The following is a 16,227-nucleotide window of genomic DNA, read 5'->3' as shown; positions in this document are numbered from 1 at the left end:
CGTCCATCGCTTCACAATACTGAAATATTACCCTCATCGACCATGATACGCAGCGCATTCGCGACGACGAGCAGCGAGGCGCCGATATCGGCAGCGATCGCGCCCCAGAGCGTTGCGTAGCCGGCGAAGGTGAGCACGACGAAGATCGCTTTGACTCCGAGCGAGAAGACGATGTTCTGCCGGATGATGGCGAGCGTGCGCCGCGAATGGCGGATAAGCCAGGGCAGTTTCGAGATGTCGTCGGTCATGAGAGCGACGTCGGCGGTCTCGATCGCTGCATCGGAGCCGATCGCGCCCATGGCGATGCCAAGGTTGGCGCGCGCCAGTGCCGGTGCGTCGTTGACACCATCGCCGACCATGGCGACCGTGCCGTAGCGTGCGACAAGCTCTTCGATTTTCTTGACCTTGTCATCCGGCAGCAATTCGGCATGCACCTCGTCGATGCCAAGATCGCGGGCGATTGCGCTGGCCGTGACACGGTTGTCGCCGGTCAGCATGACCACATGCGTGATGCCGGCAGCGTGCAGTTGTTCCACGATTTCGCGCGCTTCTGGCCGAACCGTATCCGCGACCGCGATGAGGCCGCAGACGTGACGCGGGTTACCGACGGCGATGACCGTTTTGCCGTCTGCTTCCAACGCTTCCACCCGTTTTGCGGTCTCGGGCGTATCCTGACCGCGCTCGACGACGTAGCGGTGGGAGCCGAGCCAGAACGGTTCGCCATCGAAGGTGCCGGTCAGCCCCTTTCCCTTGAGGACTTGTACGTCGTCCGCTGGCGCAGGTGTGATTCCCCGATGATCCGCATGGTCCAGTATTGCCCGCGCAAGAGGATGCGTGGACCGCGCCTCAAGCGCTGCGGCGCGCGCCACCAACTCAGTCTCGGTGTGGTCTCCGAGCGGGATGACCTGCGCCACGACGGGCTCGGCCCGCGTGATCGTTCCGGTCTTGTCCATGGCGATTGCCTTAAGGCGCGCGGGAAGCTCGATATAGGCGCCGCCCTTGACCAGCACGCCAGCGCGGGCCGATGACGCGAGTGCCGCGACGATGGAAACGGGTGTCGAGATCACCAATGCGCACGGGCAGGCGATCACGAGGAGGACAAGGGCGCGATAGAACCAGTCGTCCCACGCTCCGCCGAAGGCCAGTGGCGGCACCAGGAAGACGAGGAGTGCGAGAGCCATGACCGCCGGCGTATAGACGCGGGCGAACTTTTCGACCCATTGTTCTGCGGCGGCCCGGCGGCCATGAGCCTCCTCGACCATGCGGATGATGCGCGACAGCATGGTGTTCCCGGCCGCTTTGGTGGCTTCCACTGCGAGCGTTCCGTCACCGTTGATCGTGCCCGCGAAGACCTCCGCGCCGATCGCCTTTTCAACCGGCACACTTTCGCCGGTGATGGGTGCTTGATTTACGGTGCTGGCACCGGCAACGACCCGCCCGTCCAAACCGATGCGCTCGCCCGCCGGAACGATGAAGCGGTCGCCCGGATTGACCTCGGCCACCGGCACGTCCGTTTCCGATCCGTCTGCGCGCAGGAGACGCACCATGGGCGGAGAAAGATCGACAAGAGCGGCAATGGCACGGCGCGCCCGTCCGACGCTCCAGCTTTCCAGCGTCAACGACAGCGCAAAGAGAAACGCAACCGTCGCTGCCTCGAACCACTCGCCGATGACGATGGCGCCGGCGATGGCGACCGTCATCAAGAGGTTCATGTCAGGCCGTAGCCCGCGCGCTGCGTACCAGGCCTTGACGATAACGAAGCGGATGCCAAAGGCGATGGCGAGCGCATAGGCCGCCATCTCGGGCAAAGGCAAGGCTTCTCCGTCGTGACCGGCGAAAAGCCGAATAGCTTCGTTGAAACCGCCCGCGAGCCAAATGTGAATAACGAAACCCGTCGCGACGAGCAGTCCGCTGAGGCTCGTGAACCAGACTTGCTGACGGCGGCGCCGATCGCTCTCATCACGCGCGCTTTTCTCGCCGACGCGCCATTCGATCGCGTTCATGCCCGTCTGACGGACGGCTCGCCGGATATCCTCGGCGGAGACCGGCGGAGCTTCGGCGAGCACTGTCATGCGGCCGTTCAAAACGTCGAATGCGAGCTTGTCCGCGCCGCCGACAAGCGGGCCAAGCTCGCGACGGAGCACCGCCACTTCCTCGACACAATCCAGCCCCTTGACTTTGAAGGTCAGCCGAGCTGTTTCAACTGCGGGCGCCATCAGGATGCGTTTCCATCATCGATGCGATAGGACGCGTCGATTCCGCTTACATAAATCCAGCCAGCGTCTGGTTGGCCTGTGCGCCCATTTTTTCGAATAAGCGCTATGGCCTGATCGACCTGATCAGCTTCGCAGACGAGTTCCAGCTTCACCTCCGTGATGACCTTTTCTCCGATCTCGATCGAATATTGCCGTTCCTGGGAATCGAGGGCCTTCAGCATGCCCTTGACGTCGATCACGGAAATGTTCCGGAACCCCGCCGTCTTGAGGGCATGAACAACGTCGGCGATCCGATTACGGTGAATGAACGCTTTGACTTCCTTCATGTCAGACCTCCTGCGGTTCGAGCTGTCGGGCGGTTTCCACGGATCGCGCTACGCGCGTCTCCATCCACTCATAGATGACGGGGAGAAGGACGAGCGTCAGCAGAGTCGACGTGATCAGCCCACCGACCACGACGGTGGCAAGCGGCCGCTGGGTTTCGGCACCGACACCAGACGACAGCAGCATGGGGATCAGGCCGAGGATTGCGACGCTCGCCGTCATCAGCACCGGGCGGAGCCTGAGTTCCGTTCCGCGTCGTACGGCTTCCCCGACGCTTAGTCCCTTTTCGCGCAATCCATTGATGAATTCGACGAGGACAATGCCGTTGAGCATGGCGACACCGAAGACCGCGATGAAGCCGATCGCCGACGGCACCGACAGATATTGCCCGGTGATGGCGAGCCCGATCAGTCCGCCGATAGTGGCGAACGGCACATTGGCGATGATCAGCGTTGCGTGGCGGATCGAGTTGAACGCGGTGTACAGAAGGACGAAGATGAAAAAAATCGTCAGCGGTACGATGATTGAAAGGCGCGTGAGCGCGCGCTGCTGGTTCTCGAATGCGCCGCCCCATTCGATCCAATAGCCGGGCGGCAATTCCACATTCTGCTGGATTGCCCGGTTTGCATCCTGAACGAAGCCATCCACGTCGCGTCCGCGGACATCCATCTGGATCACCGCATAACGCTGCAATTGCTCGCGCCGAATGAAGGAATAGCCTTCCGCGACTGATACGTCCGCGACACGGCTCAACGGAATGATTGCCCCGTCGGCCGTGCTGAGCGGGATCGCCTTGATCGCCTCGACCGAGATTTTCGAGGAGTCCTGAAGCCGGGCCGTGATGTCGAATCGTCTGACGCCGTCGATCAGTGTCGAAACCGGCTCGTTGCCGATTCCGGTGCGGACGATGGTCAGAACGTCGTCAGCGTTCAGGCCATAGCGGGCGAGTTGCTCCCGGTCTACTTGAATCCGCACCTGCGGCTTGCCGAGATTGGCTTCGAGCGACAGATCGGCCACACCGGGGACAGAGGCGATTGTGTTCTTGATCTGTTGGCTCAAGCGGTCGAGTTCGGCCAGGTCTTCGCCGTAGAGTTTCGCCGCCAAGGTGGCGCGCACCCCTGAGATCAGTTCTTCCACCCGCATCTGGATGGGCTGGGTGAAGGCGATGACGGCGGTGGGAACGACCTCTTCCAGCTTCTCGCGCATGGCGTCCGCCAGCCCCTCAATCGAGCGGCCCGACTTCCATTCCCCCTTCGGCTTCAGGGCGGTGTAGATCTCCATGTAGTTGACGTCGGCGGTCTCACCCTTCTCGGCCCGGCCGATCATGGCGAGCGTGGTCTCGACTTCGGGGAAGTCCGACAGCGCCGCCTCGATGTCCTTGGAAATCTTGATCGACTGGTCGAGCGAGGTCGACGGAATCGAGGTCACCCGCCACATGATCGCGCCTTCCTGAAGCGTCGGCATGAACTCTTTCCCGAGAAAGGGAAACAGCGCGAGGCTGCCGATCAGCAAGGCTCCTGCGGTGATCACGACCTTCCTCTTATTGGCGAGCGACCAGGCGAGAAGGGGCAGATAGCCCCGCTTGATCCAGCGCACGAGCATCGTATCCCGTTCTTCCTTGGGCTTCAGGATCAAGGCGGCCAGAACCGGAATGATCGTCAGCGTCAGCAGCAGCGAGCCCGCCATGGCGAAGCTGATGTTGAAGGCCATCGGCTTGAAGAGCTTGCCTTCGAGGCCTTCGAGGCTGAAGAGCGGCAGGAACACGACGATGATAATCAGGATGGCGAAGGCGATCGGGTTGGCCACTTCCCGCGCGGCCGCCAGGACCGCCGCCGTTCGCTTGACCTCCTCGCCGTGCGACCGGCGCTCCGCCATGATCCGGAAGGAATTCTCGACCATGACCACGGCGCCATCGACCATCATGCCGATGCCGATGGCGAGCCCCGCCAGCGACATCAGATTGGCGGACAAGCCCGCCTGCTCCATGCAGATGAAGGCGATCAGCATGGCCAGCGGCAGGGCGGCGATGACCACAAACGCCGAGCGAAGCTCGCCAAGGAACAGGAAGAGCACAATGGCGACCAGGATCGAGCCTTCGATAAGAGCCCGTTCCGCCGTTGAGACGGCCTTTTCCACCAGTTCTGTGCGATCGTAGATCGGCTTCAGCGTGACGCCGTCAGGCAAGGCCTGTTCGGCCACGGAAAGCTTCTCCTTGACAGCATCGACCACGTTCTTGGCGTTCTCACCCATGCGCGACAAGGCCATGCCGAGGACGACCTCCTTACCGTCGCGCGTCACCGCGCCGAAGCGCAGCGACGGCGCCTGTACGACCGTCGCCACGTCCCGCAAATAGACCGGCGTGCCGTCCTCGACCTTGAGGATAATGGTGCCGATATCGCGCTCACCGTCGACGAGACCGAGGCCCCGGACCAAAAACTGCTCTGGCCCCTGATCGATATATTGCCCCCCGACCTGACGGTTGTTGGCCTCGATCGCCTCCATCACATCGCGGTAGCCGAGCTTGTATTTAATGAGCTTCAGCGGGTCGATCTGGACCTGGTATTGCCGTTCCTGGCCACCCCAGGACATCACGTCGTCGACGCCCGGCGCCGTCCTCAAGATGAGACGAATCGACCAGTCCTGCAGTGTGCGCAGGTCCATGTCGGTGATATCGCCCGCGAGTTGTTCGTCGGCGCGCTCAAGCGTGTACCAGAAGACTTGTCCGAGTCCGGAGGAATTCGGTCCCATCTCCGGCGTGCCGTAGCCCTCGGGAATGCGGTCGCGGACTTCCGCCAAGCGTTCCATAACCAGGCGGCGCGCAAAGTAAATGTCCACATCGTCTTCAAAATAGACCGAGACATAAGACAGGCCGAACAGGCTGACGGAGCGGATCTGGTCGACATCGGGCAGGCCCGCCATGGCCGATTCCACGGGAAATGTGAGAAGTTGCTCGACATCTTCTGCGGCGAGGCCGGGCGACTCCGTGTAGATATTCACCTGGACCGGGGTCACATCCGGAAAGGCGTCGATGGGAACCGTCGTCACCGCCCGCCAGCCGAGAAAGCCAATCACCAGAAAAACGATGATTACAAGAAACTTGTATTGAAGCGAAAGTTCAACGAGCTTGTTCAACATGATCTGTCTCCTCAGTGCCCGTGGCCTTCGCCCATCTGGGATTTCTGAATGAGCGACTTGAGGAGAAAGACCTCAGTCGTCGCGATTTCATCGCCCGCGCTCAGACCGGCCGCGACCTCAACCCAGCCGCCGCGCGTCACACCGGTCTTGATCGCCGTCGGGTGAAGTTCGTCGCCCTCGACTTTGAAGACGGTCGGATTTCCGTCCATGAGCGTGACAGCCGCCTCCGGTACGGCGAGCGCTTGCTTGCCGTCACCGACTCCAAGCGCGACGCTGACATATTGGCCGGGATGGAGTTCGTCGCCCGCATTGTCGACCTCGATACGGACTGGCAAGGTCCGCGTCGTTTCGTCAAGCCTGTGGTGGATCTGAACGATCCGGCCGCCGACCACGTGGTCCTTGTCAATCAGAATACGGACAGACGAGCCGACCTCGGCATGAGCAGCCTGCTCGGGCGTAAGCTGGGCTTGCACCCACACCCGGCTTTCATTCGTGATCTGAAACAGAACGCGGCCCGCCTCCACGACTTCGCCGACAACGAAATCGTCCTTGACGACCGTACCGTCCTGAGGTGCCAGAAGATCAAACATTCCGGTCGCTTTCGAAGCGTCACCGATTTTGACCAGTCCCTCTATCTGCTCCGATGTCATGCCGAACGCCAGGAGCTTGGCGCGTGCCTGCTCGGCAGCCACCTGCGCTTCCACATAACGCCGCTCGGAAACGACCTCACGCCCCAGCTCGCGCACGCGGCTCCATTCGCGCGTGGCAACGATCAGGTTTCCTTGCGCATCCGCCATCTCGACGCTGGACAAGGTGACAAGCGCTTGTCCGGCCGTCACATGGTCCCCAAGCCTTGCCTGCCGGGCGACAATTTGAGCGGAAATTCTCGGGGCGATCTGCGCTGATCGGTAAATATCGAGCGTCACCTCGCCCGGTACAACGGCTTCGTCGGTGAGGACCCGCAAGTCCACGGGCGCCGTGGTGACGCCTTTTGCCTTGCGATCGGCGGCAGTCATTTCGACGACACCGCCCTCTTCGTGCTCGTCCCCGTGTCCCGCCTCTTGGGAAGCTGGAGCGGTGACTTCATTCTCTGTGTTTGGCGACGGATTGATCAGCGCAAAAGCGGCGCCGACGAAAGCCACCACGACGGCTGCACCGCCTGAGAACAATTTCATTTTCCTGGTCATTGGATATTCTCCACCCATTCGCCGATCGCGGCGGAAGCGTCGAGCCAGTCGAACCATGTGGTCCAGAGACGGCCCTTGAGCTCAACGCCGGCGCTCTCCGTTGCGAAGGTTTGATTGAGTTGAATGATGTAATCGACGGCACCGATTTCGCCGGCTTGCCACAGCCGCTGCAGGAGCGCGCGTTGCTCTTCGAGCGGCGCCACCCCTTGGGCGGTCCAGGCTTGCCAAGCGCCGAGCGCCGTCTCGTAGCGCCGAAGGCTTGCGGCAAGCCGTGCTTCGACCCTGCGTCTCAAGTCACGGTAGCTCTGCTCGGCCGCGACCAGGTCGGCGCCGGCGGCGTCGACCTCGGCGCTGAACCTATTGCGGATGGGCAGGGGGATCGAGAGCCGGACGCCGAACAGTGTCGTCGACTCTCGCCGCCCGAACGGATCGAGGCTGCTTCGCTCCTCTCCGACCCGAAGGCCAATGGTGGGGTCCGGGATGCGGTTTCTCTTGGCGACGCGAATGAAAGAGCGGGCCGCCTCCGCATCCGCCATAGCCAGACGGAGTTCCGGCAGCGCGTCGACCGCCACGGCGTCAGTGGACGGCGGCGCCTCGGGCGGCAGGCCCGCCAGTGGCGGCGGAGGCGGCAGGACACCACCCATGACCGCCTGCAGGCGCTCCTCGGCTCGGGACAATTCGATCCTGGCCGTGCTCGCCGCGGCGCGTGCCTCGGCCAATGTCAGCCGGGCCGTGAGCAACTCCGATTGCGGCAGGTCGCCGGCGCGGTTGCGCCGGTCGGCGAGCGCCAGAAACTCCGCGTCGAGCGCCACACGCTCGTCCGCTACGCGCAAGCCCTCCCGGCGCGCCTGAAAATCGGAAAGAGCGACGAGCAGGTCGGCAAGAAGCGTTTTGCGGGCGATGGCGAGCCGGGCCTCGGCCGCGGTGATCTCGGCGGTTGCGACACCCGCCCGCGCCCCGCGCTTGCCACTGAGATCGAGCGTCTGCGACAGGCCGACCGACTTTGAATTGTCGAGCGCGTTCTCATAGCCGAGCTCAATCTCGGGATTGTAGAGCGGTTGCGCTTGGCCGCGTGCCTGAGCGCGCGCGGCATCCAATTCGGCCTGGGCCTGACGCAAGGCCGGATGATCACTCAGGACATTAAAAACAAATTCCCTGAGTGCGATGTCCGGTGCAGCGCTCTCCTGCGCCACGGCGGACTCAGCAAGCCAAAGGCTCGCGATGACAGCGCCGAAAAGCGCCAGTTTTGGGCATTTCATTCATTGAACTCTCTGTCTCGGTTACCAAGGTGCACGCGGCACGACGACGCCGTGTTCGCGCACAGACTCAGGGCTTGGAGAGTTCAGGCGTTGGGAGGCGGGACCGGCGGACCTTGGCCGAGGGAATTTTTGCCGATGTAGGCACCTGAAAGTATCGGCTTTGTCAGGCCCTCGTAGAGACACTCGCTGGCGTTTCCGGCTGGCGCCATATGGTGCAGAGCATGGCACCCACAATGGATTTCGCAGCCATCAAAGGCTTGCTTGTCCTGATCGTGATCCGATTGAGAATGCAGTTCGAGACCGTTAGTCGGCGCGGCGTCAAGAATGGCGATGTCGGCGAACTGAATCGCGACAAAGACAGCCATCACCAGCAATGCCAAGTATTTCTTCATCCCGCGCGACATAGTCCCTATGCGGTCAGCAATCCGTGAAGCCGCTCCTTCGCGACACCTGCACCACCGGCGCAAGATTGTCGTTGCGACTCGTTTGCAGGACATATAACATCTACAGTAGCTGTAGAAGCAACCCTGAATTTTCACCGGGTAAGAATTTATGTTCACGATCGGCCATGTGGCGCGTGCGACGGACTGTAAGGTGCAGACCATCCGCTATTACGAGCAGATCGGCCTTCTGCCGCAGGCCCCGCGTTCCGAGGGCAACCGGCGGCTCTACGCCCAGGCCGATATCGACCGCCTGGCGTTCATTCGCCACGCCCGCGAGCTCGGCTTCCCCTTGGACGCGATCCGCGAGCTCCTGAGCCTGTCCGATGATCCGAACCAGTCCTGCGCCGCGGCCGACGCGATCGCCCGCCGACAGCTCGATCAGGTGGAGCGCCGGATCACGGGTCTCGTGTCGCTGAAAACCGAACTCATGCGCATGATCGAGCAATGCCGGGGCGGAAAGATTTCCGACTGCCGCGTCATCGAGGTCCTGAGCGACCATGCGCAGTGCGTGACCGAGAACCACCAGATGACGGAGGCCAAGCCGTGAGCATGGCCGCCCCGTTCGCGCCCATGGCCGCGTTGGCCGTCTATATCGGCGCCGCCGTGGCCGAGATCGCCGGCTGCTTCGCCTTCTGGGCCTGGCTCCGCCTGGACAAATCCGCGCTCTGGCTGGCGCCGGGTATGATCAGTCTCGCGGTCTTCGCCTTCCTTCTGACCCGGATCGACAGCGATTTCGCCGGCCGCGCCTACGCGGCCTATGGCGGAATTTACATCGCATCCTCGCTGGCCTGGCTCTGGCTGGTCGAAGCGCAGCGCCCGGACCGTTGGGATGTGATCGGCGCCGCCATCTGCGTTTTCGGTGCCGCCGTCATCCTCCTCGGCCCGCGTCCGGCATGAGGACAGGGCTATGATCGAGCCGCTGCGCACCATCACGTTCTTTTATGCGACGGGCACACAATTGACGGCGGGTTGCATCCCAAAGCCGGGAGCATGAGCACCGGCACAAAAGTAAAGCCGGGCCGTTTTTGCAAGCCTTTGGAAATACGACGTTTCGCGGAGCTTAACCGAAGCCGTTCCGGTTAAGTTGAAGAGAGACGGAGACGGGAATTTCGGGTATTTGGGGCACTGATACGGTCTCCGCAGTAAACCCGCACCCCGCAAAACCCTCGGAAGGCAAAAGGAATTTTGCCCTTCATAGGGCCATCATATTGATTCGCAATAGGAAAATGGCGGAGAGACAGGGATTCGAACCCTGGGTACCCTTGCGGGCACAACGGTTTTCGAGACCGCCCCGTTCGACCACTCCGGCACCTCTCCACGGGCGGGGCGGAACCTAATCGAAGTTTTGCCCAAGGGCAAGATGCTATCTGGGAATTATTTTAGCCGGAAGGGCGCCCCCTTCCGACCTGTCTTTTTTCAAGCGGCGCGCTTACCAGCTCAGGGTTGCCCGGCCATAAATATAACGGCCGTTAAAACCAAAGGGAGAGAAGCTGGAAAAGGGCAGAATCTCGTTGAAAATCGAGAAGTTTCCGCTGCCATCGGGAAGTGCGCCAGTGGGCGATGCATCGGGATAGACATCGAACAGATTGTTCGCGCCGGCGGAAAGCTGCAGCCAATCATTGAAATCATAGCGCAGTTCCACATCCGTGACCCATTTTGCACTCAAAACCTCATCTGTGAGGGCCGTGGTGCCCGGGTCCAGCACTTTGCCATACCGGTTGAAGCGCACCGTTGCGCCCACCTGCTCCATCAGCCAGTTCACGCCGAGGTTGGTTTTGGTTTTGGGCTGGCCTTTTTCAAAGCGCAATTGCTCAAGCCGTCCAAACAGATCTTCACCGGTGAGATTGGCTTCCGCCAAGGGGCCGGGAGCCGCTTTCAACGATGTCACATCGGTTTCGTTATAATTGAAACCTGCGGTAAAGCGGAACAAGCCATAATCATCAGTATCATAGCTATAGGTCGCCACCACATCAACGCCGCGGGTGCGGGTATCAACGCCATTGATGAAGAACCGGGCCCGCTGCACTCCGGTGATCCCGATCCCTTCAAGCAAGGGAACCACAACATCCGACGGCAGGTTTTCTGTCAAAACGATGCGGTCGTCGATCTTAATGCGGTAAAAATCCACCGCAATGTTCAAGCCCGGCAGCGGATCGATCACAAAACCCGCGGAAAGGTTGAAAGACTCTTCCGCATCCAGAGGTGTTGCGCCAAGGGCCACCGCCACATCGCTTTCCACCGGGAATGTTCCCACTTCATTGGGAATGCCGTCGATGAAGTTCGTCGCCGTCGAGGTAAAGAATTGCTGCGACAAAGACGGAGCGCGGAACCCTGAAGAAACAGCGCCGCGCAGCGCCAAGCCTTGCATCACTTCATAACGGGTGGCCAGCTTGCCGTTCAATGTGCTGCCGAAATCGGAGAAATCCTCATAACGGCCCGCAATGGCCACATTCCACTTGCTGGTAATATCTGTATCCAGCTCCGCATAAAGCGCCCAGCTATTGCGGTCACCTGTCACTTCATTGGAAGGCTGGAAGCCGGGGAAAACCTGCGAGCCGGCGGCGCCGGGGAAATCGCCCTGAAGGAAAGAGGCTGGCTCCCCTGCCCGCACCTGATAGCGCTCGTCACGATATTCCGCACCAAACGCCACAGACAGCGGATTATCAAGGAATCCCACATCCACAAGGCGTTGGACATCCGCATTGGCCACCATATGGCGGAACCGCAAAGAACCGGCGTCAAATTCTGTTGGGCTGGTCGGCCCAAGCGAGGTGTTGAGGCTGTTTTCCACGCCGAAATTGAATTCGTCCATCCCCCAGACAAAGCTGGTATCGAACTGCCATTCCCCCATAGAGCCACGCACGCCCGCCGCTGCCGATTTATCGTTAATATCAGTCACGATAAACGGCAAAAAGCCATTGGGTTGCACTTCTGGCGTGGTGCGGCTGTCATTGGGGCGACGGAAAAAGCCGGCGCTTTCCCCTTGCCGATCGCCAAGGCTGGCAAAGGAATAGAACTCAATCTCGTCGCTCAGATCATAGCCCATATTATAAAAGAGCGAGATGTCTTCCACATCCGCATTGCCGAACCGGTGGTTCAAGCGGTTCGCCGTAAGCTCACGCGGATCATCCACCGAGAACTGCACCCGCGGATCAAAGCCCTGGCGGTTGGTAGGATTGCGGTCCCGATATTCACCACTGACATTGAAAAAGCCGCGCTCGCCAATGGGAAGGCCCAGATTGCCCTGAATGGTCAGCGTTTCCCCGTCGTTCACCGAGCGATTCTTGCCCGTGGGGATCAACTGGACATTGCCGTTACCATCCAGCATGGGCTGCCCGTTCGATCCTGTGGCAACGCCGGAAAATTCAGGAATACCGGGCAAGGTGGTCACATGCTGGCCATAAGTCGCGGTGAGCGATCCCCCTTCCGGGCGGGATTTCAACACCACATTGATCACCCCTGCAATGGCATCCGAACCATATTGAGCGGCCGCGCCGTCACGCAGAACCTCGATACGTTCAATAGCGCTGGCGGGTACCATGTTCAAATCCACGGCACTGGAACCGCGCCCCACAGAGCCATTCACATTCAGCAATGCGCTGGTATGGCGGCGCTTGCCATTCACCAGAACAAGCGTGTGATCCGGTGCCAATCCGCGCAGAGTGGCTGGGCGAGTGGTATCGGTGCCATCGGTGATGGAGGGCTGCGGAAAGTTGAAGCTCGGCAGCAAATTGCTCAACATCTGATTGGTTTCCGTAAAGCCCTGCTTGCTCAAATCCGATGCGCTCAAAACATCGATGGGAACCGGGCTATCGGCAATGGTACGGTCAAGGCGGCGTGTACCCGTAACCACAATCTGTTCCAAGGCCGGACGCGCCTCGTCAGCCGACTCTGTTTGTGCCAAGGCAGCGCTTCCGGACAAACCCTCAAGCCCAAGAGCCGGGCCAACAGCCAAAAGCGCACTAAGAGCCGTCGTACGGCTCAGTTTTGCCAATCTTGACGGTGTCATTTAATTCTCTCCCTTTTTTGGCAGTCCCGATTTTCGACAAGATTGCCATCGGGTTTTACCTATCTTAACGTGTAACTGAAACAACCGGACATATTACATATTTGTGCAACGCACAATCTCTTAATTTAAAAAATCGACATATAAATGAAGTCTAGACCATAAAAAGAAGCATATTCCACTTAAATAGATCGGATTTTTGAAACAAAACTCTTCTTATCGGGCTTTTTTGCCCCTCCCCCCATCGGAAAGCAGTGTAGCTACCCAACAATTCTTGACATTGCGCGCCCCGCTGGATACACACGCCCAACCGTGAGACATTCCCGATGGGCTTGGCTCGCGGCTATTGTGCTTTATCAAAAGCTATTCGGTAACAGCCTGCGGACATCGACCTCCAAGCGCGAGACCCGGTTTCGGGAACAGCTCGCCCGGTGATTTGCGGCGTACAAGATGAGAGAATGATTATGTTCGCAGTCGTGAAAACCGGCGGCAAGCAATACAAGGTTTCGGAAGGTGACGTTGTCATCATCGAACGCCTTGAAGGCTCGGCCGGCGATACCATCACCCTTGACCATGTGTTGATGCTTGGGGATGGCAAGGATCTCAAAGTCGGAACGCCCACCCTTGAAGGGACGGTCGTGACCGCTGAGATCATTGAACAAGGTCGCGGTGACAAGGTCATCGTGTTCAAGAAAAAACGCCGCCACAACTATCGCCGCAAGCGCGGCCATCGGCAGGATCTAACTGTTCTGCGTGTGAAGGCCATCGGCGCAGGGTCGGCTAAAAAGGCTGCGTCAACGGGCGCATCAAAGTCGGAGGCCAAAAAGCCTGCCGCCAAGAAAGCAGCCCCCAAGAAGGCCGAATAAGGCCTGCAGCCCTTAGGAGTAAGACAAAATGGCACATAAAAAAGCTGGCGGTTCCTCCCGCAACGGTCGCGATACCATTGGCAAACGCCTTGGTGTGAAGAAATTTGGTGGCCAGCATGTGGTCCCCGGCAATATCATCGTGCGTCAGCGCGGCACAAAATGGCATCCCGGCACCGGCGTTGGCCTTGGCAAGGATTACACCATTTTCGCCATTGTTGAAGGCGAAGTGGTTTTCCGTAAAACCCGCGGGAAAACCCTTGTGAATGTGGCTCCTGCCGCACAAAAATAACGAAACCTGCGTCATTTGGCGTAACGGTTTCGATGGAAAACATGCAAAAAGGGGATGGAATACCATTCCCTTTTTTCGTTGAAAGAATTGGACGATGAAGTTTCTCGATCAGGTAAAAATTCACGTTCTTTCCGGCGCCGGTGGACATGGTTGTATGTCGTTCCGCCGGGAGAAATATGTGGAATTCGGCGGCCCCGATGGCGGTGACGGCGGACGCGGCGGCCATGTGATCGTGGAAGCTGTGGAAGGCCTCAACACCCTGATCGATTATCGTTATCAGCCCCATATCAAAGCGCAACGCGGCGAGCATGGTATGGGCAAAAACATGACCGGCGCTTCCGGCAAGGATATTGTTCTAAGTGTTCCTGTAGGCACACAGATTTTCGATGGCGACGGGGCGTTCATGATCGCCGATCTGAAAAATTTGGGCGACCGCATCCTGTTGGCACGCGGCGGTCAGGGCGGCTTGGGAAATACCCATTTCAAATCTTCCACCAATCAGGCACCCCGGCGGATCACCAAAGGCGGCGAAGCGGAAGAACTTGAAGTCATTCTGCGGTTGAAGCTGTTGGCCGATGCGGGGCTTGTCGGGCTTCCCAATGCCGGAAAATCCACCTTTTTGGCGGCCACCACCCGCGCCAAACCGAAAATTGCCGATTATCCTTTCACCACTTTGGCACCACAGCTTGGCGTTGTCGGCCTGAATGATCGGGAATTTGTACTGGCCGACATCCCCGGCCTGATCGAAGGCGCCAGCGAAGGCCTTGGGCTTGGTGATCGCTTTTTGGGCCATGTGGAACGCTGCGGCGTGTTGCTTCATCTGGTGGACAGCACGTCTGAAACCGCTGCCGAAGATTACCAGACCATCCGGGCCGAGCTGGAAGCTTATGGCAATGGTCTGGCTGAAAAGTCTGAAATTCTTGCGCTCAGCAAATGCGATGCTCTTACCGATGAGGCCCGCGAAGAAAAACGCGCCGCTTTGGAAGCCGTCGCTCAAAAGCCGGTTACCATGCTGTCCAGCGCCAGTGGCGAAGGTGTGACCGATCTTTTGTCGCAGCTTTTGGCCCGTATCGATGCGGTGCGCGATCCGCACTCTGTAGATCCGGAAAAGATGGAAATACCGGACGCAGAGCCGCAAACTGCAACCGATAACTGGTCGCCTTTGGGGGACGATTGATGCCCATGACGGGGCCGACAGTCTGCACGTCCAAGGCACCGTTCCAAGGGCGGTCAACGCCGCCCGCCCCCCGTTGCTTTCCGCAATTACCGGGGATGGATTTGTGGCGCGGCCAGCGGATCGGCTTGCTTGGTGGTTCTTTCAATCCCGCCCATGAGGGGCATCTTCATATCAGCCTTGAAGCCATAAAGCGCTTGAATTTGGATCATGTCTGGTGGCTTGTTTCACCGCAAAATCCTTTAAAAAGCAGCAAAGACATGGCGCCGCTTCAAGATCGGTTGCGCTATGCCAGATCACTGGTGCGCCATCCGCGAATCCATGTGAGCGACATCGAGCAACGCCTTGGCACAACCTACACGGCCAACACGCTGGAACGGCTCAAGAGCCTATTACCACACAGCCGCCTTATCTGGTTGATGGGGGCCGATAATCTCCAGCAATTTCCGAATTGGAAACGCTGGACCGATATTGTGGCCACCGTGCCGCTTGCGGTTTTCGACCGTAATCACTATTCTTTAAGAGGTCTGACGGGGAAAATGGCAACCCGATTTCGTCATAGCCGCCTGTCCGTTCAAGCCGCGAAAGCGCTTGCAACCAAAACAGCACCGGCTTGGGTTTTCATTTCCCTTCGCAGACACCCTGCGTCTGCCACTGAAATCCGTGAAGCGCAAACCGCGATTTCGCCGTTTTCTGTGGCTGTGAAACCAAAGGAGTAAGGTTTGCACGCCAGTGAACCGACGCCCAGCGTCACATCCAAATCCATGCCGGCGGTATCCGGTAAGCTTTTGGAAACGGTTCTTGCCACGCTCGATGACAATAAAGCGGAAGAGATCGTCTCGATCCCGTTATCGGGCAAATCCAGCATTGCCGATCATATGATCGTCGCAAATGGCCGGTCCAGCCGCCAGGTTGCCGCGATTGCCGATCACATTGTGCGCACACTGCGCGAGCAAGGCCTTGGCCATGCCCGTGTTGAAGGGTTGCCGCAAGCCGATTGGGTGTTGATCGATGCCGGCGATGTGATCGTCCATCTGTTCCGTCCGGAAGTCCGCAGCTTCTACAATCTCGAGAAGATGTGGGCAGCGGATTTGGGTGCGGAGCCTGTGGCGCACTAAACCCGATTTGTGGCAAATCACTTTGAACCGGTGATGCCCCCACATTTCATTGCGCTTTGCTTATGCTTGTGCGTCATGCCATCATTATGACCGGCGTGGCGTTTCCTGTGCCTTTTCTTACCAGCGATAATGACTAAATACCGCTTAGATGGAAGTGCCCAAGACAATGCCCTCTCCCGGCAGGGTCAGAGGCAAGGTCAAGGACAGGCA

General features: G+C 59.4%; 14 protein-coding genes and 1 tRNA gene. 7 read left to right on the top strand and 8 right to left on the bottom strand.

Translation table 11 applies throughout. The annotated features are described in order from the left end of the window. Positions 1-11: 11 nt before the first annotated feature. From IEX96_RS12210 to IEX96_RS12185, 6 genes are all read right to left on the bottom strand, one after another. Positions 12-2,216, bottom strand: coding sequence for a heavy metal translocating P-type ATPase (locus tag IEX96_RS12210; RefSeq protein ID WP_150006404.1), 2,205 nt, complete (start codon positions 2,214-2,216; stop codon positions 12-14). Next, positions 2,216-2,542 (bottom strand): P-II family nitrogen regulator, encoded by a 327-nt coding sequence (locus IEX96_RS12205; RefSeq protein ID WP_150006405.1) that lies wholly within the window; start codon positions 2,540-2,542, stop codon positions 2,216-2,218. Before IEX96_RS12205 ends, IEX96_RS12210 begins: the two co-directional genes overlap by 1 nt. A gap of 1 nt (position 2,543) precedes the next feature. Beyond that, complete coding sequence (locus tag IEX96_RS12200; protein ID WP_150006406.1) at positions 2,544-5,675, bottom strand: efflux RND transporter permease subunit; 3,132 nt, start codon at positions 5,673-5,675, stop codon at positions 2,544-2,546. 11 nt (positions 5,676-5,686) lie between these two features. Then, positions 5,687-6,862 carry an efflux RND transporter periplasmic adaptor subunit gene (locus tag IEX96_RS12195; protein WP_188874002.1) on the bottom strand — a complete coding sequence of 392 codons (1,176 nt, stop codon included), beginning with the start codon at positions 6,860-6,862 and terminating at the stop codon, positions 5,687-5,689. Further along, on the bottom strand, positions 6,859-8,121 hold the full coding sequence (locus IEX96_RS12190) for a TolC family protein (protein WP_188874001.1): 1,263 nt from the start codon (positions 8,119-8,121) through the stop codon (positions 6,859-6,861). Before IEX96_RS12190 ends, IEX96_RS12195 begins: the two co-directional genes overlap by 4 nt. A gap of 83 nt (positions 8,122-8,204) precedes the next feature. Then, positions 8,205-8,513 (bottom strand): hypothetical protein, encoded by a 309-nt coding sequence (locus IEX96_RS12185; protein WP_188874000.1) that lies wholly within the window; start codon positions 8,511-8,513, stop codon positions 8,205-8,207. Positions 8,514-8,673: 160 nt separating this feature from the next. Here IEX96_RS12185 and IEX96_RS12180 point away from each other — a divergent pair, with 160 nt between their 5' ends. Further along, positions 8,674-9,111 carry a MerR family transcriptional regulator gene (locus tag IEX96_RS12180; RefSeq protein WP_150006298.1) on the top strand — a complete coding sequence of 146 codons (438 nt, stop codon included), beginning with the start codon at positions 8,674-8,676 and terminating at the stop codon, positions 9,109-9,111. Positions 9,112-9,134: 23 nt separating this feature from the next. Continuing rightward, complete coding sequence (locus IEX96_RS12175; protein ID WP_150006315.1) at positions 9,135-9,461, top strand: YnfA family protein; 327 nt, start codon at positions 9,135-9,137, stop codon at positions 9,459-9,461. A gap of 330 nt (positions 9,462-9,791) precedes the next feature. Here the strand turns inward: IEX96_RS12175 and IEX96_RS12170 are convergent. Next, a tRNA-Ser gene (locus IEX96_RS12170) sits at positions 9,792-9,881 on the bottom strand. A 112-nt stretch (positions 9,882-9,993) separates the two neighbouring features. Then, positions 9,994-12,573 (bottom strand): TonB-dependent receptor plug domain-containing protein, encoded by a 2,580-nt coding sequence (locus IEX96_RS12165; protein ID WP_150006299.1) that lies wholly within the window; start codon positions 12,571-12,573, stop codon positions 9,994-9,996. A 428-nt stretch (positions 12,574-13,001) separates the two neighbouring features. On the opposite strand from IEX96_RS12165, the gene rplU reads away from it, so the two are divergent. From rplU to rsfS, 5 genes are all read left to right on the top strand, one after another. Beyond that, positions 13,002-13,436, top strand: a complete 435-nt coding sequence (gene rplU, locus IEX96_RS12160; RefSeq protein WP_373293768.1) for a 50S ribosomal protein L21 — start codon at positions 13,002-13,004, stop codon at positions 13,434-13,436. 28 nt (positions 13,437-13,464) lie between these two features. Continuing rightward, positions 13,465-13,725, top strand: coding sequence for a 50S ribosomal protein L27 (rpmA, locus tag IEX96_RS12155; protein WP_150000695.1), 261 nt, complete (start codon positions 13,465-13,467; stop codon positions 13,723-13,725). A gap of 94 nt (positions 13,726-13,819) precedes the next feature. Next, on the top strand, positions 13,820-14,902 hold the full coding sequence (obgE, locus tag IEX96_RS12150) for a GTPase ObgE (protein ID WP_150006300.1): 1,083 nt from the start codon (positions 13,820-13,822) through the stop codon (positions 14,900-14,902). Between the two features lie 5 nt (positions 14,903-14,907). After that, entirely contained in the window at positions 14,908-15,618 is a 711-nt protein-coding gene (locus IEX96_RS12145; RefSeq protein WP_229773718.1) for a nicotinate-nucleotide adenylyltransferase, read from the top strand. 45 nt (positions 15,619-15,663) lie between these two features. Then, a complete protein-coding gene (gene rsfS / locus IEX96_RS12140; RefSeq protein WP_150006317.1) occupies positions 15,664-16,017 on the top strand; it encodes a ribosome silencing factor in 354 nt (117 codons plus the stop codon). The last annotated feature ends 210 nt before the right edge of the window (positions 16,018-16,227 follow it).

This window comes from Iodidimonas muriae (assembly GCF_014647255.1).
In the GTDB taxonomy this organism is placed as follows: Bacteria; Pseudomonadota; Alphaproteobacteria; order Sphingomonadales; family Rhodothalassiaceae; genus Iodidimonas; species Iodidimonas muriae.
This window is presented reverse-complemented; position numbering and strand designations above follow the sequence as displayed.

Coding starts and splice junctions, on each gene's coding strand:
- IEX96_RS12205 (WP_150006405.1), bottom strand. CDS start 2,542: ATGAAGGAAGTCAAAGCGTTCATTCACCGTAATCGGATCGCCGACGTT.
- IEX96_RS12145 (WP_229773718.1), top strand. CDS start 14,908: ATGACGGGGCCGACAGTCTGCACGTCCAAGGCACCGTTCCAAGGGCGG.
- IEX96_RS12180 (WP_150006298.1), top strand. CDS start 8,674: ATGTTCACGATCGGCCATGTGGCGCGTGCGACGGACTGTAAGGTGCAG.
- IEX96_RS12175 (WP_150006315.1), top strand. CDS start 9,135: ATGGCCGCGTTGGCCGTCTATATCGGCGCCGCCGTGGCCGAGATCGCC.
- IEX96_RS12195 (WP_188874002.1), bottom strand. CDS start 6,862: ATGACCAGGAAAATGAAATTGTTCTCAGGCGGTGCAGCCGTCGTGGTG.
- rsfS (WP_150006317.1), top strand. CDS start 15,664: ATGCCGGCGGTATCCGGTAAGCTTTTGGAAACGGTTCTTGCCACGCTC.
- IEX96_RS12190 (WP_188874001.1), bottom strand. CDS start 8,121: ATGAAATGCCCAAAACTGGCGCTTTTCGGCGCTGTCATCGCGAGCCTT.
- IEX96_RS12165 (WP_150006299.1), bottom strand. CDS start 12,573: ATGACACCGTCAAGATTGGCAAAACTGAGCCGTACGACGGCTCTTAGT.
- IEX96_RS12210 (WP_150006404.1), bottom strand. CDS start 2,216: ATGGCGCCCGCAGTTGAAACAGCTCGGCTGACCTTCAAAGTCAAGGGG.
- rpmA (WP_150000695.1), top strand. CDS start 13,465: ATGGCACATAAAAAAGCTGGCGGTTCCTCCCGCAACGGTCGCGATACC.
- IEX96_RS12185 (WP_188874000.1), bottom strand. CDS start 8,513: ATGAAGAAATACTTGGCATTGCTGGTGATGGCTGTCTTTGTCGCGATT.
- IEX96_RS12200 (WP_150006406.1), bottom strand. CDS start 5,675: ATGTTGAACAAGCTCGTTGAACTTTCGCTTCAATACAAGTTTCTTGTA.
- obgE (WP_150006300.1), top strand. CDS start 13,820: ATGAAGTTTCTCGATCAGGTAAAAATTCACGTTCTTTCCGGCGCCGGT.